At 47.2% G+C, this 22,572-nt stretch carries 22 protein-coding genes; 1 reads left to right on the forward strand and 21 read right to left on the reverse strand.

Annotated features, from left to right (window positions below; all coding sequences use genetic code 11):
- Positions 1-1,330: hypothetical protein (locus BGO88_RS02455; RefSeq protein WP_286705820.1), on the reverse strand; the 1,330-nt coding region annotated here is incomplete at its 3' end.
- A gap of 215 nt (positions 1,331-1,545) precedes the next feature.
- Here BGO88_RS02455 and BGO88_RS02460 point away from each other — a divergent pair.
- A complete protein-coding gene (locus BGO88_RS02460; protein ID WP_286705821.1) occupies positions 1,546-2,319 on the forward strand; it encodes a LuxR C-terminal-related transcriptional regulator in 774 nt (257 codons plus the stop codon).
- 42 nt (positions 2,320-2,361) lie between these two features.
- Here BGO88_RS02460 and BGO88_RS02465 read toward each other — a convergent pair whose 3' ends face one another.
- From BGO88_RS02465 to BGO88_RS02560, 20 genes are read right to left on the reverse strand one after another with little or no spacing between them, the layout of a single operon-like run.
- Positions 2,362-2,664: a hypothetical protein gene (locus BGO88_RS02465; protein ID WP_286705822.1), complete on the reverse strand. Its 303-nt coding sequence runs from the start codon at positions 2,662-2,664 to the stop codon at positions 2,362-2,364.
- Positions 2,661-2,948: a helix-turn-helix domain-containing protein gene (locus BGO88_RS02470; RefSeq protein ID WP_286705823.1), complete on the reverse strand. Its 288-nt coding sequence runs from the start codon at positions 2,946-2,948 to the stop codon at positions 2,661-2,663. The genes BGO88_RS02465 and BGO88_RS02470 overlap by 4 nt, the downstream gene beginning before the upstream one ends.
- A 31-nt stretch (positions 2,949-2,979) precedes the next feature.
- A complete protein-coding gene (locus BGO88_RS02475; RefSeq protein WP_502686498.1) occupies positions 2,980-3,267 on the reverse strand; it encodes a hypothetical protein in 288 nt (95 codons plus the stop codon).
- Position 3,268: 1 nt separating this feature from the next.
- The gene (locus tag BGO88_RS02480) at positions 3,269-4,303 is read right to left on the reverse strand and encodes a hypothetical protein (RefSeq protein WP_286705824.1); all 1,035 of its coding nucleotides are present in this window, start codon (positions 4,301-4,303) and stop codon (positions 3,269-3,271) included.
- A gap of 20 nt (positions 4,304-4,323) precedes the next feature.
- Positions 4,324-5,124 carry a hypothetical protein gene (locus tag BGO88_RS02485; RefSeq protein WP_286705825.1) on the reverse strand — a complete coding sequence of 267 codons (801 nt, stop codon included), beginning with the start codon at positions 5,122-5,124 and terminating at the stop codon, positions 4,324-4,326.
- Positions 5,125-5,153: 29 nt separating this feature from the next.
- Positions 5,154-5,492 (reverse strand): hypothetical protein, encoded by a 339-nt coding sequence (locus BGO88_RS02490; protein WP_286705826.1) that lies wholly within the window; start codon positions 5,490-5,492, stop codon positions 5,154-5,156.
- A gap of 6 nt (positions 5,493-5,498) precedes the next feature.
- Positions 5,499-6,080 carry an MT-A70 family methyltransferase gene (locus BGO88_RS02495; protein ID WP_286705827.1) on the reverse strand — a complete coding sequence of 194 codons (582 nt, stop codon included), beginning with the start codon at positions 6,078-6,080 and terminating at the stop codon, positions 5,499-5,501.
- A gap of 11 nt (positions 6,081-6,091) precedes the next feature.
- Positions 6,092-6,937: a conjugative transposon protein TraN gene (gene traN / locus BGO88_RS02500; protein ID WP_286705828.1), complete on the reverse strand. Its 846-nt coding sequence runs from the start codon at positions 6,935-6,937 to the stop codon at positions 6,092-6,094.
- A gap of 18 nt (positions 6,938-6,955) precedes the next feature.
- Positions 6,956-8,209, reverse strand: a complete 1,254-nt coding sequence (traM, locus tag BGO88_RS02505) for a conjugative transposon protein TraM (RefSeq protein ID WP_286705829.1) — start codon at positions 8,207-8,209, stop codon at positions 6,956-6,958.
- Positions 8,210-8,211: 2 nt separating this feature from the next.
- Positions 8,212-8,670, reverse strand: coding sequence for a hypothetical protein (locus BGO88_RS02510; RefSeq protein WP_286705830.1), 459 nt, complete (start codon positions 8,668-8,670; stop codon positions 8,212-8,214).
- A gap of 11 nt (positions 8,671-8,681) precedes the next feature.
- Entirely contained in the window at positions 8,682-9,293 is a 612-nt protein-coding gene (gene traK / locus BGO88_RS02515; protein ID WP_286705831.1) for a conjugative transposon protein TraK, read from the reverse strand.
- Between the two features lie 22 nt (positions 9,294-9,315).
- Positions 9,316-10,521, reverse strand: coding sequence for a conjugative transposon protein TraJ (gene traJ / locus BGO88_RS02520; RefSeq protein ID WP_286705832.1), 1,206 nt, complete (start codon positions 10,519-10,521; stop codon positions 9,316-9,318).
- Positions 10,522-10,528: 7 nt separating this feature from the next.
- Positions 10,529-11,161 (reverse strand): TerB family tellurite resistance protein, encoded by a 633-nt coding sequence (locus tag BGO88_RS02525; RefSeq protein WP_286705833.1) that lies wholly within the window; start codon positions 11,159-11,161, stop codon positions 10,529-10,531.
- Positions 11,158-11,811 (reverse strand): hypothetical protein, encoded by a 654-nt coding sequence (locus tag BGO88_RS02530; protein WP_286705834.1) that lies wholly within the window; start codon positions 11,809-11,811, stop codon positions 11,158-11,160. The genes BGO88_RS02525 and BGO88_RS02530 overlap by 4 nt, the downstream gene beginning before the upstream one ends.
- A 10-nt stretch (positions 11,812-11,821) precedes the next feature.
- Positions 11,822-12,505: a conjugal transfer protein TraI gene (locus BGO88_RS02535; protein WP_286705835.1), complete on the reverse strand. Its 684-nt coding sequence runs from the start codon at positions 12,503-12,505 to the stop codon at positions 11,822-11,824.
- A 12-nt stretch (positions 12,506-12,517) separates the two neighbouring features.
- On the reverse strand, positions 12,518-14,986 hold the full coding sequence (locus BGO88_RS02540; protein ID WP_286705836.1) for a TraG family conjugative transposon ATPase: 2,469 nt from the start codon (positions 14,984-14,986) through the stop codon (positions 12,518-12,520).
- A 29-nt stretch (positions 14,987-15,015) separates the two neighbouring features.
- Entirely contained in the window at positions 15,016-15,819 is an 804-nt protein-coding gene (locus tag BGO88_RS02545) for a hypothetical protein (protein ID WP_286705837.1), read from the reverse strand.
- Positions 15,820-15,876: 57 nt separating this feature from the next.
- A complete protein-coding gene (locus BGO88_RS02550) occupies positions 15,877-16,674 on the reverse strand; it encodes a hypothetical protein (RefSeq protein ID WP_286705838.1) in 798 nt (265 codons plus the stop codon).
- Positions 16,675-16,676: 2 nt separating this feature from the next.
- Positions 16,677-16,991, reverse strand: coding sequence for a DUF4133 domain-containing protein (locus BGO88_RS02555; protein WP_286705839.1), 315 nt, complete (start codon positions 16,989-16,991; stop codon positions 16,677-16,679).
- 21 nt (positions 16,992-17,012) lie between these two features.
- The gene (locus BGO88_RS02560; RefSeq protein ID WP_286705840.1) at positions 17,013-22,559 is read right to left on the reverse strand and encodes a helicase-like domain-containing protein; all 5,547 of its coding nucleotides are present in this window, start codon (positions 22,557-22,559) and stop codon (positions 17,013-17,015) included.
- Positions 22,560-22,572: the final 13 nt, after the last annotated feature.

The following is a 22,572-nucleotide window of genomic DNA, read 5'->3' on the forward strand; positions in this document are numbered from 1 at the left end:
CAGCCGCATTAAAGGAATACGCAAAACAATACACTTCGGGAGTCTGGATACCGTGCTTGGAAAGGGGGGTACCTCCGTCTGTGAACTGTTCAAAAATCTTCTGCCTTAAATCAATAATCGCGTTCCATCTCTTTCTGTTGAGCTCTTCCAGAGCCTTTTCCTTTTCCCGCTCCAACGCTTCTTTGCGTTCCCTCTCTTCCCTTTCAGAACTATTAAATAAGGAGGCTACCGTTCCCACAAATTCTGCCGTGGCCTGTCCCGAAGCCGTACCGTCGTTAAAGAGAAGATTCGTTCCTGCACGGGTGGATTCATCCGCAGCCTGTTTCCAGTTTTGTGCATCTTGGCTAAGGGCATTGTATTTCTGGTTAAATTCCGCTTCCAATTCTTCGACTGTTCTATAGTTTCCCGACAGTTTTGAGTTCTGCTCCATCTTTTGGTAACCTTCAGATGCCGCCTGGGCAGCATAAAATGTAGTATTCAGGTTATTGGACCACTGGTTTACTTTTCTTTCCGTCTCCTGCCGATTCTTCTCATTTTCCGCCAATATTTTATTCGTCCTTTCTATTGCCTGTTGCGCTTCCCTTGTCTTTTTTTCCTGCGCCGTTTCTGTCTTGGATGATCTTGAAACATTGGATTTACTGCTGCTGTTTCCATCCGCACTGTCCCAAAAATCACTTGTTTTCGAGCTTTTTGACGTGTTTTGTTCTATTTTTGAGACTACCATTTCCTTCCGGTTTTCTTCCTCTTTCTGTGCTGAGTCGACCTTCCTATACCAATTCTGCAGTGCCTGTCTGTCATTGGCATCAAGATCCAGTTCATTTGCCTTATCAAGAGCTATCTTGGCACCGTTATAGTTTTTCTGCTTAAGGTATTTTTGCACATTTCCTAAAGTTGCCTGCCATTGCTGTTTGGCCTTTCTTTTGTCCATGGAGTGGTTTTTGGTGACGAGCCCCAGATAGCTAACCCCGACGATCGTATTTTTTGTTCCATCAACTTCGGTTTTTATACATTCCTTATCGGTCGTTTCCTTCAGCCAATCGCTTGAGATAATTTGCTCCATTCCCCTTATGTAGTAGTTGATCGAGTTTTTTTGGACCCTTCCGCAGGTATAGGTTATGGCTACCTCGAATTTGACATCAACATCGTCGCCCGTTTTGTTTGTGATAATGAACCGGGTCGTTTGGTAGCCGGTCATAGTAGAAAAGGAGCTGAATGCCTCTACGGTAAAAGCATTATCGCCTTGGAAACTACCAAAGATTGCGATACGGTTTTGTGCACTACTTATGTTGCACAATAAAATAAGGCAAGGCAGTAGAAAGTTTATCTTCATTGTTTCTCTATTACTGTTAGACGCTTTTGATTCGGGGGACAGCTAACTGTAAGGATGCAGGCTTACGATAGCCTATTTGTTAGAAATAAACTGGGACGAAGGCCCCTGACTTTGTTACGGAGATAAAATTAGGCACTTTAAACCATCAAAAAAATACCGCGTATGCGGTATTTTTTTTAAGAAATGCATTATTTTTGAATCAAGCACTACCAAATATGAAGCCGATCAGACACGTTTTAAATAAGGTCTGGGAGAAGTATCCCCAGGCAATGGAGAACAAGCATAAGGAAGTCAATGTGCCTATCAACATTGGGGCGCTAGTTTCAGAAATGTTCGCTGTGGGAGAATTTTACTACTATGTGATTAACATTACAGATAGCACGATTTCCAATTTCCATTCCAACATTTTAAGCATCCACGGTCTTTCAGCTTTTCCAAAACACTTAAGTGAAATCATTGCACTGATTCATCCTGATGATGTGAGTTTTGTAATCGATGCGGAAAATTGGACATTGGTCAAACTCGCCGAAATAGGTTTTGAACACCAGCTCAACATCAAGTCGGGCTATTGTTTCCGTATGAAAACTGCCGACGGAACTTATAGACTATTTCACCATCAGGCCATACATACGGCAAAGGATGAGAACGGAAAACTGGTACAGTCTGCCAATATCCATACCGACATTAGCCATCTGAGTTCGCAAAACAACCATATTGTGACACTGTCCGGCATAGGAGGAAGAAGTGATTTTTATCAGATACAGCTCTCGGCCGACCCTTGCTTCACCTATCCTAGCCCAAACCTTACAAGAAGGGAAATCGAAATTTTAAAATTTCTTGGACAAGGATATACCTGCAAAGAAATCGCCAGCCACCTCTTCCTTTCGTACCATACGGTACGCAGCCACCATAAAAATATCCTGAAAAAGACCGAATGCAATAATACTGCCGGATTAATCAAAAAAGCAATAGAATACGGCTATCTGTGATTCAGCTTCCGCTAGGCAATGGCTATTAGCGTACAATCGAAATCACAATTTAACAACTTTCACCTTGAGTAAAAGTTCAACTTCACTTCTGTACCTGGGATCAAAAGAAGGACGGTAGATTATATAGCCCATTTCCTGTAGCTCCTTAAAATATTTATGGTAAGTTGGTAAGGTGGCAATGTGGGAAAGAGCCATAAGCCTGCGCCTGCTTACACGAATGACCTTGTACTGATTTTGCAGACAGGCAAGGTGTAGAATCGCATTCATCAGCGCATGGTGCCAGACATTCAGTTTACGGTCATTTTCAAGCAACCTCATATAACCTTTTAAAACATCAAAAGTCATTTCTTTCCTCCTTTTATTTCAAATAGCGCCCTGAGATCAGTTTCATTGTAATAATATGAGCCAAGCACCTTTTTGTATCGGACCTTTCCACTAATTCTAAGATTCTGTAATGTTCCCGCCGACATATCGAGCATGCTTCTCACCTTCCTGCTTTTAATCCATCCCGGATAAATTTCGGTGTGCTCTGTTTGGGTACTATTTTGTATCTCTAACATTTTACGTATTTCATTTTTAAGCACTAATCCAAATTGCCTAAGGTCGTCTTTTGTTATTCCTCCTTCCATAATTCCTTCTCCTTTTAAATTTCTTACCGATCTAGCTGTTAAAAAACACCTTGCTACCCTGATTATTCTTATAAGATGGGATATATTTTATATATCCGTAATCATTCAATTCCCTGATACATTTATAGTATGTTTTTACAGCAGATATTTTCGCTATTCCCATTATATCATGGCTGAATAAAACGACAGGATTAATAAAATTATTTCTCATCCTGTATTCCAACAATGCCGCGTAAATTCCGATATGGGTAATGCTTATCCTTCCATCCTTTTCAATTGCAGCAAAGAAATCATTCAACGCTTTTACCTGTTCCATCATTTTAATTAATCTTTTTTGAAGCCTTTCTATTGATAGGCTTTTCTCCTATCCAATTTACCATGCTGCGCACGGCACTCAAGTCATTTGGCTCTACCGGCTTGTTTATTGTAATGTTTTTGGAATGTTCATCGTAAATGGTAAGCGTCCTGAACTGTGGATTAGCCTCAATAAAAATCTTTACCTCCTTACCATTAAATATTAGCGTTGCCTCTCTACGTTCGCCTGCTTTTAGGGCATCTACCAGCTTTTGCTGGTTATCAAAACCAAAATCCTTCAGTGGCAAATTTTTCAATTTTTCCCGCAGATCGTACTCTTGGCCCGTGCGGTAATCTTTTAGGAGATAGTTTCCATTTTCGTCCCTGTCATTAAAATCCAGTTGGCACCATTTGCCGTTCATTTCCACCGAGCGGCCTGAAAGCAGATGGAACGCCTGAATGGCATCCACACTATTTATTTGTCCCTGTTCAAAGAACCGCCCTTTAATGTCAGCCGTTTTTCTACGATCAAACAAAGCCGCCTCGAAACCTTTTACATGGTAACTACCATTTCCGTGAGCAACTACAGCAATCTTGTAGTCCATTCTCCTCTGGTCATCCATAAAGTGCGATACCGGAACACTGAATTGGCTATGCCCCTCCCCAATCTTTTCCTGCACTTTCTCGAATACGTCTGAAAAGCCCATACGTTGGAGTCTTTCTTGCAACGCACGGGTATTTGCTTCCATATTTTTTTCTTCAATTTTTGCCACTGCACTTGTTAGTATAGGCGCTGTCAACACACGGCGAAAGAGTCTTATCAGCAGGTTCGGATAAAGCTGCCTTTCGATGTTACGCCTTTCAGCCGCAACAATAGCCAAAGTATATCTTTCGCTTAAATTGGACGTCGCCTTGTATTTGCTGACCAATAGGTTATACCGTCCCAACTTCTGCTGTAATACAACCCTATTGGCAGAAGGCGTATTGGAAAATAGTTTCCCAATACGTGCCTCCATTTCCAGCCATCTGGCTAATTCCGTTTCAACCCTGTTGCTATCCATCGTTTACCTGTCTTCTAAAATTACCTAGACTGCCTTGCCGCCCTTTTTTTACTCTTTTGCTCTGGAATATCGGGCGCATCGTCATGGTCATTTGCCTGCCTTTCGGAACGCTTCTGCGATTGGCCGTTTTCCTGTCCTTCCTTTTCCTGTTTTGCTTGTCGCTGTCCTTCACGCTTCATATTTGCATCGTAGACATTGATCGACTTGAATTGCGGGCTGGCTTCAATGAACTTTTTGATTTCCTGGCCATCTTTTTGAAAGGTCGCCGATTGAAGATTTCCCTTCTTAAGGGATTTCAACAGATTCGCTTTGTGCTCAACATTTGACAGTTCTTTTATCGCATGTTTGCCAAGCGCATCTTCAAGGTCATAACCGTACTTTTCGCTGTAGTATTTTGTCTTGAAGTTTCCGTGTTCGTTGGTTTGTGTGAAATCCAACTGTAGCCATGAGTTGTACATCTCTCCCTCGCGGTTGATTAAATCCTTATTGACACATCTTCCGCACAGTAGGTTGTAGGCTTCCTTCAGATAAATATTGTTCTGCCTGTTCTCGAAACCGTTAATGAAAAAGGTCTGTGAAACCTTTTCCTCATTTCCTTCCTTTTGCACTTCGGCCTTATAGGAATTGAAGAAATACATGTCTGTGGACTTTGACCTGCTAAAACTCAATTCAGCATTCACCTCATCGTTTCCAAACTTCGTTTGAAAGTCCAACTTGAAATCTGCGGGTCCCCCTGATATTGCATTAGCAATTTTTTCAGTCAATTGGTCTCCAAATCCGGTCTTTTTGACCTGCTCTTGCAGGTATTCTAAATTTGCCATGTTCATCGCTTTTAGTTTTATGTTATCGATTATTTCGTTTTTTTTTTTTTTGCACTGGTAAGGTAGTTTGTAACCATACCCCCAATGTCCACGATTCCGTTGCTATGCATTAGCTTGTCCAGATCGTTCTTGGCGTCTGACATTAACCTGTATGCCATTCTAATGGCGATGTAATCGAAACGGGCCACGTCGGTAGTCATTTCATAACAGAACTCTGCCGCTGCCTCTGCTGTGGAAAAGGTGTGCATTCCCTGCCTGTCAACGGGCGAGTTGCTGTCACAGAATGCAATTAATTCGTCCCCGCCCTCCCACCGTTGTTTCATTAGATACTCCAGGACTTCTTCATAGTCCTCTATCCTAATCTTCATATTTATTTAAATTTTGCTTTCGATTTCTATCGAATTCTTGACTTCGAACCCGAATACATCCCATCCCTTAAAAATTTCGCCATGTCCTGCATCCGGCCTGTCCCTTGCGAAAAGTTCCACCCGTGGGAGAGCTCCGAAAAGCTTGGTAATGCGTTCCCGCACAGCGTCCGGTTTTTGGGAGTGTCGGCTTCTGGGCTCCATAATTACCTGTCTGACATCCTTCGCCTTTCTTTCCAATGCCTTCCCCTTGGTAAAAAGGAGTACCATTTCGGCATTCGCCCTGGTGTAGTGGCCAAGCCCGACAAACAGTCCGCCGCTTTTAGGATTGGTCTTGACCCATACGAAGGCAACGGTCTTGTACCTGAATCCCCAACTGCCTGCCAATTCCAGTCCTTCCCTAAGATTGGGAAAGGTTACCCAAAGGAACAGGACGCAGTCAGCGGCACATATCTGTGGCACATTCAGTTTTTTAAGGGATTCGAGGCTTAGCGTCAGATAGTGGCTTGCGGCTGTCCTACCCTTTCCCTTCTTCTTCCAAACATTATATTCCCAGGGAGGGTCTGCATATATGATACTATATTTCTTCACAAGCCTTCCTTCTATCTGGTTGTAGGGATATTGATCTGGTTGACCTTGAAAAGTATCCTGTTTTTTATACGCAGTTCCAAATGCCTGCCTCCGTTGCCTTCCATTAGCTGTATGGCCAGAAACTTCTTTTCCGGGATGGTAAATTTTGGCAGTGCTACGACCATGGTGCTTCTCTCACGCGGAAGTATCCTGGTAAGGCCATTAAATAAATTTACGGGTGTAACCTCCACCTCCTGGCTGGCAGTCCTCTTGGCCTTCTTCTGGTCGAGTATATAGAATCGCAGCTGGTCAACATCATAACCGATATTGGACCTGTTTTCTACCCTCATTCTGAAGTACATTAGTTTTTTGTGTATAAATATCCCGTCCAGCCTAAAACCGATCCCGAAGTTTTTTTCATGGATGCCGCCCAGCCTCTTTCGCGAGTGAAATGCCTGTTTCGAGCAGGCCAGAATTTCGGCATGGTCGATCTGGTCCGCCGAAAGGAAAATGGCACCCTTTCTGGCATCATCTCCAAGCGATACGTTCAACTGGGCCGGTTGCTTTGCATAGGTGACAATGAAGGAATTGAGCTTGCCATCGGAAGTAATAACGCTAAGGTTACTTTCCCTGATGCTGTCGTTGGCGGCCTTCACCTGCAAAATGTTCTCGGCCCCTTTCGCCTTTTGTACCAGGATATGCCTATCGCCCCTATCCACACTGACTATTCCAAAGGGAAAAATGATGTTGGTGGTCTTGTCAGTGCTTATCTGTATTCGATAAGCCTCTATCGTTCCCAATACCTTCTCCTGCGCCATGCCCTTTAAAGGCATTACAAATAGGGCCACAGCCCAAAAAATCTTGCTTATTGTTTTCATTTCTCTGTGTTTTGTTCATTAATAGGATTGTTTCTGTTTTTCGTCCCTCAGAAGGACCTTGTAGCCGGCCTTTACCATCACCTTTACCAGTTTTATTTTTCTGCTGACCAGCGATTTCACGGCCTCGATTCCCGCTCCCGCGGCCTGCGCTTCTACCGACGGGTCGAGCGAGGTCATTCCTATGGCCTGAAGGGAACGGTCAACAGACTGTTTGGCAACATCCCTGGTAATCGCCCCCGGAATACGGATACCGTCCATTCCGTCAAGGTCGAAGACTGCAAGCTCAACCGGATAGAGGGAATTTCTGTACCGGATACTGGCAATTTTGATTGTCAGCCTTTCGCCTTCGAGCGATGCCTTACCGAACACAAAATTGTCCTTGGGGATGAGCGTGCCGTTCACCGTGATGTCGTTCAAAAGCCTTAGCTTTATGGTTGAACCTGTCACGATCGTCTGGTTCTCGTGTACAGCTGCCTGTATGGCATTCTGCCCTATCGTTTCGGCATTCTCCTCGAGAGCGAAGAAACCGGCTTCATTTCCTGTTCTTCCAGCTGTTAAAACTGTAATGTTATTCTCCTTTTGTGCTCCGGTAACGGCATAGACCTGCCCGCGCTTTGCATCACTACCGTCTTTCAGCTTTTGCCTAACCCTGTCGGGATGTTGGATGTCAAGGATTTTCTCCAGCATGCCGTTAAGCTGGCGCATTTCCGGATCATCGCCTTCCGGCTGGCTCATCATGTTCATCATCTGCTCCAAGCGGTCGACCTCCGAACCTTTCAGGGCATTGGCTCCCCTTTGTCCCATCGCATACGGATCCTGGTATGGATTTCCGCTGCCAGGTCTTGCCAGTTCCCTGTTGAGCATGGAGAGGCGTTCATAGACCTTTTGGGTATTCGGGTCATTGTAGCCGGAGCCATACAGGGAATTGTTCATGCCCGTACCGGCTGGCGGGTAGCCGTTAAATTGCTGGGCCTGTCCTTCCATCGGCCCTGCGTCCCGATAGGAAGGGTCGTTCCTTAGCATCTCCTGGAATTTGATGGAGTCCTTTTTGGCCTTGGTATAGTAGCCCATTTTATCAAGGTCCGCTTCCTCGGATATCTGCGCATCCGGTAACCTGAAGTTAACTCCGGGTATCTTTTTTTCGGATGATTCTGTTCCGTAGGTTCGCCCACCGCCCAATGCCCAAAAAATGAGGGTAATAAACGGCAGTACAAGCACGGGGAGAATCAACATCAGCTTTCGCTTTCTTTCTCGTTTCAATTGATTTTCCATTTTTATCTATTTTTAATTTGTGATTGGTAATATTTGATGATCCTGCCTAGGCTATCGGGAATACCGGGATGTCTGCTGACTATCTTCAGGTATCTTACCCGCCCTTCCGGGCTTTTCTGGAGGCTATCGAGAAACGCCCTATATTCCACCAGCCTATCAAATTCCGCTTTGGTCAGCTGATCCCGATTTGCACCTTCATTTTCGGCCGGCGGACTGCTAATCGTTCTTGTGATCCGTTCAAGGCTAAAGGCTTTTTCAAGCTCTCCTGTCAGCCCGCCGATGAGCAGTAATCCTGATACTGCACCTCCGAGCATGATGAAGATTGCCAATAAAATTCCCCATGTCCTCCTGTTGTAATGTCTGGTAGATTTTTCGAGCCAGTCGGCGCCTCGCCTCTCGGCCTGTCGGATTTTTGCGGACAGTCCCCTCTTCGCGAATCCCTCTTCTTTTGACTTATCCATAATCATTATTTTTAGTGGTTTCTATTCGTGCTTTTGATATCCCTGTTATCCAATGTGTTCCATCGTTCGATGAGAAAACCGTGCGGGTTATTATCGCTTCTGGATATGCTACGTAGGCTGCCTTCCGTTAGGAGGCTCCTGGTAGTTACCGTGGTCGGCCTTATAATGGTTTGGGTGGCATAGCACCGGAAACGGTAGGGATGTGAATTGATGTCAATCATTACGCTGTCAATGGCGATGGTCTGGTTTACATTCCCGCTGATCAGCCCCGCATAGTACCCGTTTTCCTTCAGGTCATCATAGGCCCTTTTTGCGCTACCGTCGGCCAGATATAGGGCTTTGGCGATATTTGCCTGTATCGCCTTATCGTCGGGGTCGAGGGTAAAAAACAGCTTGTGAAAGGTTTTTACGTGGTCTCGGGCCTCAACAGGGATATTTTCCTTACGGTCTGAGGAATAGGCTTCCAGCGCCTTCCCGTTAGCCAGGATGTAGATGCGGGCCTGCATTTCACTTACCAGCCTAAAGCTGTGGTACACCGCAAAACATGTGGCCAGTATGCTGCCGCATACTACCGCCAACGTAAACTTTCTGACTTGGGCAAACGCGGTATCTATATTTTTCATTTTTGTAAACATGCTGATGTCTTTAAGAATTTCCCTTTAACCTTTCATTCTGGTAGCCTGCCGGCTTCCCGTTACCGTCATCGAAATACGGTGCGCTGTTTCCGTTTGCGGCCATGCTCTGTGACATCTGTCCTGCAACTTTTCCCATCGCGTCAGCAGCCATGCCCACGCCTGCTGTAGTGGAGCTGACCACGGTCTGCGTGCTTCGTCCGAACATGCCCGTAATTTTCTGGCCCAGGGCTCCGCCTCCCCCTGCATGGACGATATAGTTCGCCACGGACGGTACGGTGAAATAGCCCACGATTCCGATTATCATAAAGACCAGGTAGGCCGCATCCGTACGGCTGAAAAAGGTATCACCAGTGGCATTGATCTGGGAAATGTCATAGGCCAGCATCTTTTCCTGGATTTTGCCTATAATGCTTCCAAATATGTTTGCTACCGGAAGCCATAGGAAGATGTTGATGTACCTTGCAAGCCACACAGTGAGCGTATGTTGGAAGCCGTCAAAGACTGCCAATCCAAATACCAATGGGCCAAGTATGGAGAGCACGACAAGTTGGAAGGTCCTGAGGGTATCTATGCAAAGTGCCGCAGCTTCAAACAGTATACGGAGGACTTCGCTCATCCACTCCTTGACGGAGTTCCTGAAATTGTAGGACAGCTTGGACATGGCAAACTTGATGTCATTGCCTATGCCTTCAAACATTCCTTCGTCATCAGGGCTTGCGTTATCGTGCGTGTATTTGTACCAACGGTCGCGGTCCCCGCTGCCGCTTTCTCCCACGTACATCTGCCACGCATTTGTGGTTTTGATGGCTTCCTCCTTTTTTTTCAACAGGACGGCAATGGCCTTGTTGCTTCCCTCGACCATTTTGGCGGTTCCGGTAACGGGGGGTTTCATCACGCCGTTGATGATTGCCATCACGGACGGGAAGAGCAGGATGCACAGGCCGATGGCAAATGGCCTCATCAGGGGATAAAAGTCTATGGGCTCGGCATTGGCAAGATGGCGCCAGACCCTCGAGGCAATGTACCATAGTGCTGCAAATCCGGCCAGGCCCTGGCCGACCCCGATCAGCTGGCTGCATAATGGCATCATTTCATTGTAGAGCTGGTCCAAGACACCATGCAGCCCGTTCATTTCATCGGCAAGCCCCTGTGCCCTTCCTAAAATGGGAAGAAGTAGCATCAGCATTGCCAAGGCTATTTTTTTCGTTGTTTTCATGTGATTATTAGTTTGGATTTATTCCGTGCAGCCTGCCGACGGTTTGCGCGTCTTTTCTTTCTTTTGCCCTTTGCAGTGCCAGCACCGATGTGTTGTTATTAAAGTTTCGCAGGAACAGCACCTTGTCCTCCATATCCGCGAAAATGCGGTCAATCTCCCTAAGGCGTTCATCGTCGCTCATACGTGCCCTGCCTGCGGTGATTATGGTAGCCAGGTCATCGAGGTTCCTTAGGCTGTCGTCGAACAGCCTACCGTAGACCGTGGAAAGGTATTGGATTTCCTGGGGCGTGAAATTGCCCTCCCTCCTGAAGCGTCCGAATGCGCTCCTGTATTCATCGACCAGGGTAATCTGGTAGTTTACGATGCCCGCCACCTTGCGGTAGTTCCTGACTGTGGGACTTACCTGGAGAAGGCCATCAAGGAAAGTTTTGTGCAGGCTGAAATTCCCTTGGGAGATATCCTTGACCGTATTGTAGCCATAGGTCAGTATCTCGTAGCCTTTTTTCATATCCTTTAGCAATTGCTTGAACTGGGACAGTTTTTCCACGTTCAGCAGTAGCTGCTGCGCCTCATGTGACTGCGCTCGTGCCGATCCTCCTAAAAGGACCACGCATAAAATGGAGGTCAAGATGCTTTTCATGGTTCCTGGTTTATGCCATACATTGCACGGCTGGTTTTAACATCGGTCTCTTCGTACTTTCTGGAAAGGGCCATTACTTTGGTATCGTTGGTAAGCCCTTGCAGAAAAGTGTATTTCTGCTGCATGTCATTGTGAAGGGCGTCAATGCGCGATAGCCGCTGGTCGTCGGTCATTTCCAATGCGCCGCTTGTAGTCACATCAATCAGCGCATCGATCGTTTGGGAACAGTCTACCATCAGCCGGCCAAATACCCTACTGAGATATTCCAGCTCATCGATGGACAGCATACCGCCATCACGCAGCTGCCTTACCGTCCTGTTATAGTCCCGCACCATCCTCAGCTGCAGTTCAATGGTCTGGCCCACCTTTACCGAGCGTCTCACTTTCGGGTTTACCGTTTTCAGGGAATTGAAAAAATCGGTGTGCAGGCTGAACTCGCCACGTTTGAAACTGCCGATGGTAGTCAGTCCTTTCTTGGCAATACTGTAGCCTTCCCTTACATATCCCGCATATACTTTCAGTGCTGCGATCTGCTGCACGAGGTACTTGCGCTGTGTCTTTTTCTGCTTGGTCCATTCGCTCCACGTTTGTGCCTGGGAGGTGTGTATTGCTGCTATCAGCAGGAATAAAATGATGAATGTCTTTTTCATGTTCAAATCTTTAGGGTAGTCCATATAGTTTCTTTACGGCCGCTATTTCCTGGGCGGTCTTGGCACGATGCAGGCTTAAAACCATGTTCTGCCGGTTAAAGCGGCGTAGGTCATCGTACGTAATGTCGATCTTATCTGCGGCATCATTGATGAGCTGCAACCTTTTGGCATCGCCCATATGAAGGGCAAAGGACTCGATGATTAGCGTAATCTGGTCTATATTGTCTATAGTGGCCTCCAAAATGCCGCTATACACCTTTTCCATATAGGCCAGCTCGTTGGCGGTAAAGTTCCGGTCGCTACGGATGAGTGCCCAAGCCCTGCTGTACTCGTTGACCATCGCAACCTGCTTTTGGGCCACTTCACGGATACGCTGGTAATAGGTAATCATGGCCTTTACCTTAGCGAGCTCCTCATAGTATTTCCGATATTGTTCCTTTTGCTTTTCGGTCCATTCCGCTATTTCTTTGAGCTTCAGTTTTGACAGGGCATTTTCGAGTGTCTTTTGCGCGTTCTGCAACCATATCGTTTTGTTCTGGAGCCTTTGTATCTTCAGGTCAACGGCACGGATTACGCGCTTGATGCCCTGTTGTATTACTGCCATAATGCCGGCCTGGGCCCTAGCTTCATGGACTGGCACCGAGGCAATGGACAGTGCAAGTGCAGCCAACAGTATTTTTAGGTATTTCTTCATGGTTTTTGATTTTTAGGTTTTACTCCTGATTTCTTCGGCCATCGCCATGATGCCTTTCTGGATATTGCAGCCGAACCTTTCTGCATATTCGGCCAGTTTTACCTTTTCGCTCTGCTCGGTCGTATAGGCGAGATATTCTTCCAGGCTAACCTCTGTACGGTACACCTTGCTCAGCATACCACCGAGGCTGATAAAGACCTCCTTGTATTTTTTGGAAGGGTCATTGGCTTTGTTGACGGATAGCACCAATGCCTTCTCCTTTTCGGTAAGTCCCAATAGTTCCTGGATCTGGTCGAATTTGTTCTGGTACTTGCTCTGGTCGAGCAGTATCTTGCAGTCTGAATTGTTAATAATGGCCTGTTTTACGATAGGCGATGAAATGATATCCTCAACCTCCTGTGTCACGACAATGGCCTCCCCAAAAAACTTCCTAACGGTTTTGAAAAGGTATTTGATGTATTCGGCAAAACCCTCCTTCATCAACGCCTTCCACGCCTCCTCTATCAGGATCATCTTCCGGATACCCTTCATCTTTCGCATCTTATTGATGAAGACCTCCATGATGATGATCGTTACGACCGGAAAAAGAATGGGATGGTCCTTGATATTATCCAGCTCAAACACAATAAACCTTTCCGTGAGCAGGTTTAGGTTCTCGGTGGCATTAAGGAGATAGTCGAATTCCCCTCCCTCATAGTACGGACGGAGTACATAGAGGAAGTTGTCAATGTCGAAATCCTTCTCCTTTACCCTGTCGCCTTCCAGTACCTTTGTATACTTCTCACGCAGAAAGGCATAAAAAGAATTGAAGCACGGAAATACCTCGGGATGGTTTTCAAGATGTTCGTAGTACCCGCCGATGGCGTTGGAAAGCGCCACATACTCGCTGCGCCTGAACTGCTCGTCGTGCTTCTTCCAAAGTGCGAGAAGTAGGGTTTTGATACTTTCCTTTTTCTCGGTGTCCAAACTGTCGCCCTCCCCGATATAGAAGGGATTGAAACGGATGGGGTTCTGCTCGCTATAGGTAAAGTAATATCCATTTACCATGTCACAGAGTCCCCTGTAGCTATGTCCGACGTCTACCAGCACGATATGCGTTCCCTGTTCGTAGTAGCTACGTACCATGTGGTTGGTGAAAAAGGATTTTCCGCTGCCCGATGGGCCAAGGATAAACTTGTTCCTGTTGGTACAGACGCCCAAGTCCATCGGCTCGTCCGATATGTCCACATGTACGGGCTTTCCCGTCAGCCTGTCACCCAAACGGATGCCGAACGGACTGAGCGAGGTGCGGTATCCAGTTTCGAGATTTAGGAAACAGGTGGCCTGTTCGGCAAACGTATCAAAGGTGTCGTTCATCGGAAAGTCGGCCGCGTTGCCTGGAATGCCCGCCCAAAAGATCTGTGCTGCGCCGACTGTTTCCTGCTTTGCCACGGCATCCATCTGCGCCAGTGCGGATGAGACCATATTCTTGAGCTGCTTCAGTTCCTCCCTGTCATCGCACCATACCATTACGTTGAAATGTGCCTTTACGGGCAGCCTCTGCTGAGAGATGGCTTCATTCAGGAAGGCATTGGTCGAGTCGCGGGCAATAAGGTTCTCGCGGCTGTAGGCGGAAAGGGACTGGAGACGGAGGCGTTTGGCTTCCAGCCGCTGGATGGCCTTCTGTGCATCGTCGATAAATATAAATTGGTTATAGATGTGGTTGCAGGGCAAAAGCTGTCCAAGAGTCGAGGCAAAGCCGATGCTGAACTTGGTCCTGTCGGTGGAATACCTGTCATAATTGATTCGGCTTCCGCACAGGGCCGGCAGATCTGCTGCATCTCCCAAAGTATAAAGCTGGCAGTAGCGGTCTCCAACCCTGAGTCCTTCGTCAAAGCTGATATCGTTGATGATATGGCTGCTTTCCCTTTCGCTCAGGTAGACATACCTTTCAATAAGCCCTTTGGTCCGCCTGTTGCTTTTCAGGAAATAGTCCGTCATTCTTTGCAGTTTGACAAAACCGCTGTCTTCCATGATGCGGCGGAACTGCCCCGAGCTGTCGACGAAGTCCTGCAGGGCCTGTTTGGACAGGGTCTCCTCCGGTACGATATTCCTTCTTAGCAGGTTAGAAAAAAGCGAGCTTGCGCCTTTCCTGTTCGCGGGCTTTTTGGTGAGCATGATGTAGCACGAGTGGTCCAGAAAGGGACGTTCGTTGAAGAACCTGTCACTGCTCCTGCTTAAAAAGCTATTATCCGGTCCCGAGAAATCGGGACTGAAGGTACTGTCCAAAAACCAGTCCTGCTTATGCAGTACCGTGTGTTTTGGCAGAATCTTGATTGCCTTTATCCACGTCTGGTGGAATGCCTCATATTCCTGGTCCGAAAGGGTGAATATCTCTGGCAGCTCGGCCCTAAATACTATCGTTACATCGCCATTTTTACTGAGTATGCAGTCGTGCTGCACATCCATGATAGGGAATATATCCTCCAACATCTTTTCCATCTCACTATTCCTTTATGGTTCATCTTCTTTTATATCTTCCTGGGTCCCTGTTTTGGCCTGCGCCCCCTGCTTTCCTTTTTTTCCAGTCTGCCCCGGTTACGGTCCATAATCCTTTGGAATATTGTGCCCTTCAGGTCAACTGCCCTTGCCGAGAAATGCGTCTTTACGGGAGTTTTTTTCAACCCATGCAGTTTGTCATATCCGGCCTTCCTGTTGCATCCGATAGGGTCAAGAAATCGCTCGTGGGGGAAGCCCACCAGTATGAGGTCTTTGGGAAACTCGACCATATTATGAAGATCGACATCTTCAAATTCACGCCTCCCTGGATGGTATGGTATAATGTATTCCCCCGTACCTTCATTGTCATAATAGATTTCGAGGTCTTCGAAACGAATACCTTTGGATTGAAAGTCATCGTGTGGCCTGAGCATATCCATGTGGATGTCAACATAAAAGACATGTCCTGCAATCTCCATCGTCGGAAGCCTTCCCTTTAACCTCAGTTCCAGCGCCTCTTTGTCAACCATCACATCCAAGTCCCTCTTTCCTTTTAGGTCGGACAATGGAAGGCCGTACTTCGCCGCCATCCCTTCGGGGTCCATCTCTACCAGTTCAGGGAGGTGAACCCGTACCAAATCAGGCCTTTGCCAACCGGGACCCTGTATGGTCTTATTATTCCGGCAATAGTTGAAGCTGTAACCATTGCCGTCGTCGTCCATTTCAAAGATTGAAATGGTGTTGGCGGGGTTCCCTCTTTGCACCAACTGTAAATTTTCAACCTCTATCAGGAACTCGGTTCCCGAAATGGTGATAAATGGCAGTTCTCTTTCCATTCCACTGTCCCTTTCGCTTTAAAAAATCATTAGTTTACTTATCCTTTATGGGCGGCATTAAATACGCCTGCCCTTCTTGCGTAACCTTTCCGACCTTGGGTCGTCATCTTCAAAATCCTTGTTTTTGCGTTCCAGGTTTTTTGCTATGTAGATTGGCACGTCCGTTTCTGCCAGCGGGTATATCCTGGCCTTCAAATCATGCTGGAGCGGAAATGAGCCGAGCAGAGAAAGCTCGTACGTGCCTTCCTTTCTGGCCGCACCAATTGGATCGAGCCAAAGGTCATGCGGCAGTTCCACCAGCACTGTGTTTTCGGGCTCCTTCTCTATGTTGTCAAGATCTGCATGGATGACATTGTGTCTTTCGTGGTCGTACAGAAAAATGTAGTTTCCCGCGTCGTTTATCTCTAGCGCTTTTAACTGGATCCTACTGTGTGGCTCTGTGCTGTCCCGAAGCTCACCGACTCGGATATCTATATGGTATTTTCTGCCTGCAATGTCGATTTTTGGCAGGATTCCCTGCAACCGCTCCTCGATTAATCGGGGGTCGCACCGCAAATCATTATCGTCCTTGGGCAGGCTGTCCTTTTCAAGCCCATACTTGATACAGATACCCTCGGGATCAAGGTCCACCATCTGCCCTATGATATGTTTTGAATAGTACGGATGCGGCGTCACGGAAAGTCCCTGTAGCTCGGGCTCGATGTAAACCGCATAGCCGTTTCCTTCCCTCTCCATTTCATTAAAGCTTGCCCTGCACGCGCGAAATTCCTTGTGCCTGACATCGGCAAATGCTACATCTACGATGAGGGTGATATCGCCGACAACGATTTCGGGTAATACTCTTTGTAGTTCCATAGTTATAGTTTTATAAATAGATTCCTTGTTCGAGATCGCAGGGCCTTGGGCAGCCGCTTTTTTGCCAGTGCCTTCATTAGGCCATGTTCGCCGTACTTGTGGCTCATTTTGTAGATCTTGATGACCATTACGGTTCCGATAGCGGCAATGATTCCTACGCACAGGTAGGAAGGCAGTCCAAAGAAATACAGGATTGCGAACATTACCATCAGGATTACAATACCTCCTCCCAGGTACCATATGTACTGCGCCTTTAGTCCCTTGAACTCAATACTTTGGTTGATTCCCTTATTGATCTTGTATACGCTATTTGCCATCTGTGATTTTATTTTATGATCTTATCTGAATTTCATCCTATTGTTCCTGCGCATGGCCGCATAGGTCTGCTGCATCAAATTATGCGTAGGAATCTGTTCCGTTTTTTCAGGCTCTATGATTTCTGCCATTTCCACTTCCTCCGGTTCGCAAACCCCTTCGTTATCCGCTTCGGCATTTCCGTCCCTGTCCATCTGTTTCTCCCCAAGCTTTTTGGCTATGTCGGCTTCCAGCCCGGCCAATTCGCTTTTCATGCTTTTAAGTTCTTCTTCCTGCGCGAAGGCTTTTCCGGCAAGCCTTTCCAATTGCGGCCTTTCGTTTTCAAATTCGAGGAGCTCCTTTTCGTACCGCTGTTTAAGCGTGACAGTCCTGTCAATGGCATTCAAAAAATGGCGGGCGGAAAGTTTTGGATTGTCGATATTCGGAAAACCGTCGTTATAGGTATATTTTATCCCAGAGTTGGCCGTTGTTGCATAGAAATTATTGTAGCTCCTGTATTGTACGAGCCCGTCGTCTATGCGGTAGGGTTCCCGTTCCTGCCTGATGTAAAGGTCGAAACCGTATAGGCTTCCTATCTTTTGCTCCGTGCTGCCTTCATTCTGCGGTTTCCAAGCTTTGTACAGGTTGATGATATGGTTTCCTACCGCCTCGGCATCGCTGCCTTTAAACCCGGTCAACTGGATGTGATTGGATTTTGTTCCGTCTGGTTCAAGTACCAGCCTGCTCTGGTACAGTTCGCAATCGCCCTTCAGCTTTGCGAGTAATGTGGCATTGCGCTCGGCTTTTTCTGTTTTTTCCCTCAGTGCAGACTTGTTCCTGCTTACTTCCCGGTAATGGGCGGTCCTCAGGCTTTCCATCACGGCTATCCTTTTTTCCAACTTGGATTTTTCCAGCAGGGAATTATCGCCTGAAAGGATGGCAATGTATTCTGAAAAGTTCATACCGCTCTTTTCGTCCATTGCGCCTTCATCCAGCGTCCTTACCTGAAGTTCGTTGTTTTTCATCTGCGAGATGAAAAGCTGCTTGTTCTTCAGAAGATTGAACTTGTAGTTATCCAGTGATCTCTCTTTGGCATAAATGAAGTTCTTTACCTTGTTGTTGCAAAATTCCTTGGCGATGAGATTACCCTGGCGTGCCCCCCGACCATTCCGCTGTTCAAGATCTTTTGGTGTCCATGGAATATCCAGGTGGTGCATGGCAACGATCCTCTTTTGCACGTTAAGGCCCGTACCTGCCATTTCGGTACTTCCTATCAGGATGCGGACATCCCCGTTGTTCATCAGCTTGCAGAGCTGTGGTTTTTTGCGATCCTGCCAGTCATGGATAAAGGCAATTTCGTGTGCCGGAATATCAAAATCATTTACCAGCTTGTCTTTCAGGGCCTGATATAGGTTAAAGCCCTTACTGCTCGGTGTACCCAAATCGCAGAAAATAATCTGCGTTCCCTTATGCGGCGTGCTCTCGGCATAAACTTCGGCAACGTTCCTGCTGCACACATTGGACTTTTCATTTGGATGGTCGGAGTACTGGTCTCCGACAAGCCTCATGTCCAACGCCATTTTCTTGGCATAGTTGGTCGCTATCAGCATTCTGGCATTATCCTCCGATGGGGTAAGGGGCGGCCTGTCGATCAATAGGCCGTTTCCTGTACGGGCAAACTCCATAAGCCTTTGGGAAAATTCCTCCTGGTCCGGTGTCAGGGGAATATTTACCAGTACCTCCTCAATTTCCGGTTTGTCGAGATTGATGTGCTTGGCAGTCTTATAGTCCGTAATCTCGTTATAGAACAGGGCCAGTTCCGGTACCTTGATAAAATGCCTGTACCGTTCCTTGGCTACAATCTCATTGGTGATATTGAATTCATAATCGGTAGTCTTTTTTGCGAATACGGCAGCCCAGCCATCAAAATTTTCGATATGCTGCCTGGCCATTTCCCTGGGCCTCATATACTTGAAAATAAGGTACATCTCCGTAAGGCTGTTGCTAATGGGAGTACCTGACAGGAATGTGGCGCAGAGGTCGGCATCGAATTTCTCCTGAAGGGTCCTCACGGCAAAAAGCATGTTCAGCGCCCTCATGCTGCCTTCCGTATTTCCAAGTCCCGCGACGCGGTTGTGCCTTGTCGTAAAAGTGAGGTTCTTGAACTTGTGCGACTCGTCAACGAATAGGTGGTCAATGCCCAGGTCCTTAAAGGTAATGCCGGCATCTTTTCTTTCTTCGATGTTCCTGACAATGCTTTTGAGCTTGTTCCCCAGGTTGTTTTTGCGGATTTCGAGCCCCTTTAATATCTTCTTGCTGATTTCGGTTCCAAGCTCCTCGGCAGTTTCCAGATCTTGTTCCACTGCCAGCAGTTCTGTTTCCAGGATCTCCCTTTGTATCTCATAGGATTGTGGGATTTTCTCAAACTGTTCATGGGTCATTATAATGCAGTCCCAATTGTTGTTCTTGATCTCGTGCAGAAGTTGCAGCCGTTTGGCAGGCGTAAAATCTTCCTTGCCGGGAAACAGGATACGCGCTGTTGGATAGGCCTTCTGGTAGGTTTCCGCAATCTGGTCGATATTGGCCTTCAGCGCAAGTATTGCCGGTTTGTTGACAATGGAAAGCCTTTTAAGTTCCTGTGCCCCTACCACCATCGTAAGCGTTTTACCAAGTCCGACCTCGTGGTCTACCAGCGCTCCGCGATTTTGTACGATACGCCATACCGCGTTCTTCTGCGAGCCGTAAAGGTCAGCGATGCCCAAAGATTTCTTATCGAGACCTGGAAATGTCAGATGCGTACCGTCATATTCCCGTAGTACATAGCAGTTGAAGATTTCGTTGTAATGGTCGGCAATTTCATCTTTGTCCCCCTCCGACAGCCCTTCAAGGTAATCCGTAAAAGAGGAGCGGATCTGCTCTATCTTCTGGCTGGCCAGCTGTATGGCTTCATTGTCGGGTTTGCGGATTGTACTCCCGTCAATTCCGGTTACTTCATAGGTAAAAAAAGGCGCCGTATTCTCCAGCGCATGTTCCAGCAGTGTATAGCCATACATCGTGCGCCCGCTTTTTGGAGTTACCGCAAATTCCCTGTCCACCTTTGCATTATGCTTGGCCGTGACCTTAAAGGTATCCACGGATGGGAAATAGACCACTTCGGTTTCCTGCTCGAACAGTTTTTTGGCGAACTCCTTGAAGTGCCTTTCCGGCATCCACCTTTCACCCAGGTTAAAGTCCAACAGCTCAAAGGGAATGGGTTCGGGCTGTACTTTTTCCAAAGCGTCCCTACTTGCGGCAAAAAAAGGATTGTCGGGATGTTCAAGGCAGTACTTTCTTGCCGTTTTTAGCTTATCAACAACGTTTCCGCTCAGGTAGGCATCCGCGGTCTGCCATTCATTCCATGAAGGATTGATATAGACGTGCCCGTGCAGAGACTTGATTGTGGCAGCGGCATCCGTTCCCAAGATGGTCGATATAAATTCAATGTCCACTTTTCCCCTTTCATTCAGGCAGTGGGCCAGTGCATCCAAGGGACTTTCGGTCCTGAACAGTTCTTCCTTTTTGGCTATGGACTGCGTAAGGATGTCGGACTTGACATGGGCCTTACCTTCCCTGCGTTCCAGAGAGGAAAGCAGGGTAACGCCATAGCCGTCTGCTAGGATAAGCCTGCGGTTGTCCATACCGTTCAGCTGTCCGTACCTGGCCACAAAAACATCATACATCCTGTTCACCACTTCCCTGTCCCTTTCTGCAACAGCCATTCCCGATATTTCAGACGCGGAAAGCTTCAGGTATGCATCCCGCAATGCCACATAGCCCTCATAGAATTGCTTTTGCCTTTGGTCGGCCATAGCTTCAAAATGTACCACATCGGTGCTTTTGTCGATTGTGGAAACGTGGCCTATTTTTTCGTTATGGATTGCAAGCATTCCTTCCGTATAGAAAGCTGGCAGTTCCCGCACAATCTTTTCCGCTTCCTGCCTGAACTTAAAATGTCCCGCAAAGGTCTGGTCGCCTTCAAAATGGAAGCTGTGCTGGTATGTGGCCAGCACGTTCTTGATTTCGGACAGCTGGGCTGCCAATTGCAGCCCGCCCATCCAATTCGTTACGCCTGGCTGTACTTCCCGTACGTTGGAACGTAGTTTATAGAGATAGTTGCTGCTTTTTTTATGTTTGGCCGTGAGCAGTACGACCACTTCATGTTCCGGCCTGTCCTCCGTACGTATGGTTCCGATGATGCGGGCTGTCTCTTGCAGCACAATGGTGTCGGCTTCGCTCACATACGCAGAGGCCCTTCCAATATTTTCGGCAGGCAGGCTGTCAAACAGGCCAAGTTGGACAGGAGCGATGTTCTCCCTGCTCCTTGGCATGCTCAGGTAGGTCAGCTTTCCGACCGCACCAAGTTCTGGAACTGTTTCCGGAACGCTTTGTTCGAGATTGGGATAAAGATCCCTTTTAAGATTGGCGCCAATCGCCTTTGTCAATACCTCCTTTAGCCTCTCGGCAGCCTGATTGATGTCGTCCGATACCCAGACCTTGTCATGGATATGCCCATACTGGTTTTTGCCGGCACTGACCTCCCCGATTATGATTTCAGGATGCTCCTGGATATAGCTGTTCTGGAAAAAGGAGCCGAAATCGTTCTCTTTCCTATCGGTTACCGCCAACAGCTGCTCATCCTGCGAAAGCTCCTTTTTCGCACTGTTTTTCTGGACAATTAGCAGGTGGTTGGGAGCTTCCGTATTGCCTGAGTCTTTCATCAGGTTGTCGGGCATCACTGCCAATGCGACAAAATCGGCCCGATCAAAAAGATAGCGCCTTGCCTCCATGTTTGAAGGACTGTTCAAAAAGCCATCTGTAGTGATATAGGCCATGATGCCGCCCTCTGCCAGCTTGTCCAATCCCTTGGCAAAAAAATAGTTGTGGATTTTTCCAGTAATCGCCGAATTCCTGTACCCGGGATCATAGACTGAGAAATTACCGAATGGTATATTGCTGGCCACCAGATCAAACCCGCCATTTTCATCAATTGAAGTCTCTTCCAATCCCTTTATTTTCGTAGTGGTTTTTACGTGGTTTGTACTGTTTAGGGCAGTCAGTACCATTCCAGTCAAAAGGTCCTTTTCAACAGACGTAATATTCGTAAGGCTTGGAAATGCCTTGATGGCTTCGGAAATGAATATTCCCGAACCTGCTGAGGGCTCATATAGCTTTTTGGGCTGGATGCCGTTGTCCTTAAGTACCTGGTATATGGTTTCCGGGACAAAACTTGGGGTATAGAAGGCAGTAAGGACACTGTTTTTAAGTGAGGATAGGGCTTCTTCATACGCCTTTCCGTCCAGATTTTCGCGCAGCAGCCTGTGCAGCTTTTGCACGTGGGGATGCAGGTTGAGATCGGCATTGGATGCGCCGCTCTTTATCCATGAGGTAAGGTCGCCTTCTGGGTAAAGGATAGCTTTTAGGCCTCCAAACCCGGCATATTCTTTCAGGGCAAGGGCACCGTCATCAGGTAGCAATCCCGATTTCTGGTAACCCAAAGCCACCGAAAGGGCACGGATGTTTTTGTTAAGCGTATCGACTGTACTGTAGGCCATCTTCTCTCCCTCT

The sequence above is a fragment of the Flavobacterium sp. 38-13 genome, from assembly GCF_001899155.1.
Lineage (GTDB): Bacteria > Bacteroidota > Bacteroidia > Flavobacteriales > Flavobacteriaceae > Flavobacterium > Flavobacterium lindanitolerans.

Coding starts and splice junctions, on each gene's coding strand:
- BGO88_RS02560 (WP_286705840.1), bottom strand. CDS start 22,559: ATGGCCTACAGTACAGTCGATACGCTTAACAAAAACATCCGTGCCCTT.
- BGO88_RS02550 (WP_286705838.1), bottom strand. CDS start 16,674: ATGGAACTACAAAGAGTATTACCCGAAATCGTTGTCGGCGATATCACC.
- BGO88_RS02470 (WP_286705823.1), bottom strand. CDS start 2,948: ATGGAAGGAGGAATAACAAAAGACGACCTTAGGCAATTTGGATTAGTG.
- traJ (WP_286705832.1), bottom strand. CDS start 10,521: ATGAAAACAACGAAAAAAATAGCCTTGGCAATGCTGATGCTACTTCTT.
- BGO88_RS02545 (WP_286705837.1), bottom strand. CDS start 15,819: ATGGAAAGAGAACTGCCATTTATCACCATTTCGGGAACCGAGTTCCTG.
- BGO88_RS02510 (WP_286705830.1), bottom strand. CDS start 8,670: ATGGATAAGTCAAAAGAAGAGGGATTCGCGAAGAGGGGACTGTCCGCA.
- BGO88_RS02480 (WP_286705824.1), bottom strand. CDS start 4,303: ATGGATAGCAACAGGGTTGAAACGGAATTAGCCAGATGGCTGGAAATG.
- BGO88_RS02530 (WP_286705834.1), bottom strand. CDS start 11,811: ATGAAAAAGACATTCATCATTTTATTCCTGCTGATAGCAGCAATACAC.
- traK (WP_286705831.1), bottom strand. CDS start 9,293: ATGAAAAATATAGATACCGCGTTTGCCCAAGTCAGAAAGTTTACGTTG.
- BGO88_RS02525 (WP_286705833.1), bottom strand. CDS start 11,161: ATGAAAAGCATCTTGACCTCCATTTTATGCGTGGTCCTTTTAGGAGGA.
- BGO88_RS02465 (WP_286705822.1), bottom strand. CDS start 2,664: ATGACTTTTGATGTTTTAAAAGGTTATATGAGGTTGCTTGAAAATGAC.
- traN (WP_286705828.1), bottom strand. CDS start 6,937: ATGAAAACAATAAGCAAGATTTTTTGGGCTGTGGCCCTATTTGTAATG.
- BGO88_RS02535 (WP_286705835.1), bottom strand. CDS start 12,505: ATGAAGAAATACCTAAAAATACTGTTGGCTGCACTTGCACTGTCCATT.
- BGO88_RS02490 (WP_286705826.1), bottom strand. CDS start 5,492: ATGAAGATTAGGATAGAGGACTATGAAGAAGTCCTGGAGTATCTAATG.
- traM (WP_286705829.1), bottom strand. CDS start 8,209: ATGGAAAATCAATTGAAACGAGAAAGAAAGCGAAAGCTGATGTTGATT.
- BGO88_RS02485 (WP_286705825.1), bottom strand. CDS start 5,124: ATGGCAAATTTAGAATACCTGCAAGAGCAGGTCAAAAAGACCGGATTT.
- BGO88_RS02475 (WP_502686498.1), bottom strand. CDS start 3,267: ATGATGGAACAGGTAAAAGCGTTGAATGATTTCTTTGCTGCAATTGAA.
- BGO88_RS02555 (WP_286705839.1), bottom strand. CDS start 16,991: ATGGCAAATAGCGTATACAAGATCAATAAGGGAATCAACCAAAGTATT.
- BGO88_RS02540 (WP_286705836.1), bottom strand. CDS start 14,986: ATGGAAAAGATGTTGGAGGATATATTCCCTATCATGGATGTGCAGCAC.
- BGO88_RS02460 (WP_286705821.1), top strand. CDS start 1,546: ATGAAGCCGATCAGACACGTTTTAAATAAGGTCTGGGAGAAGTATCCC.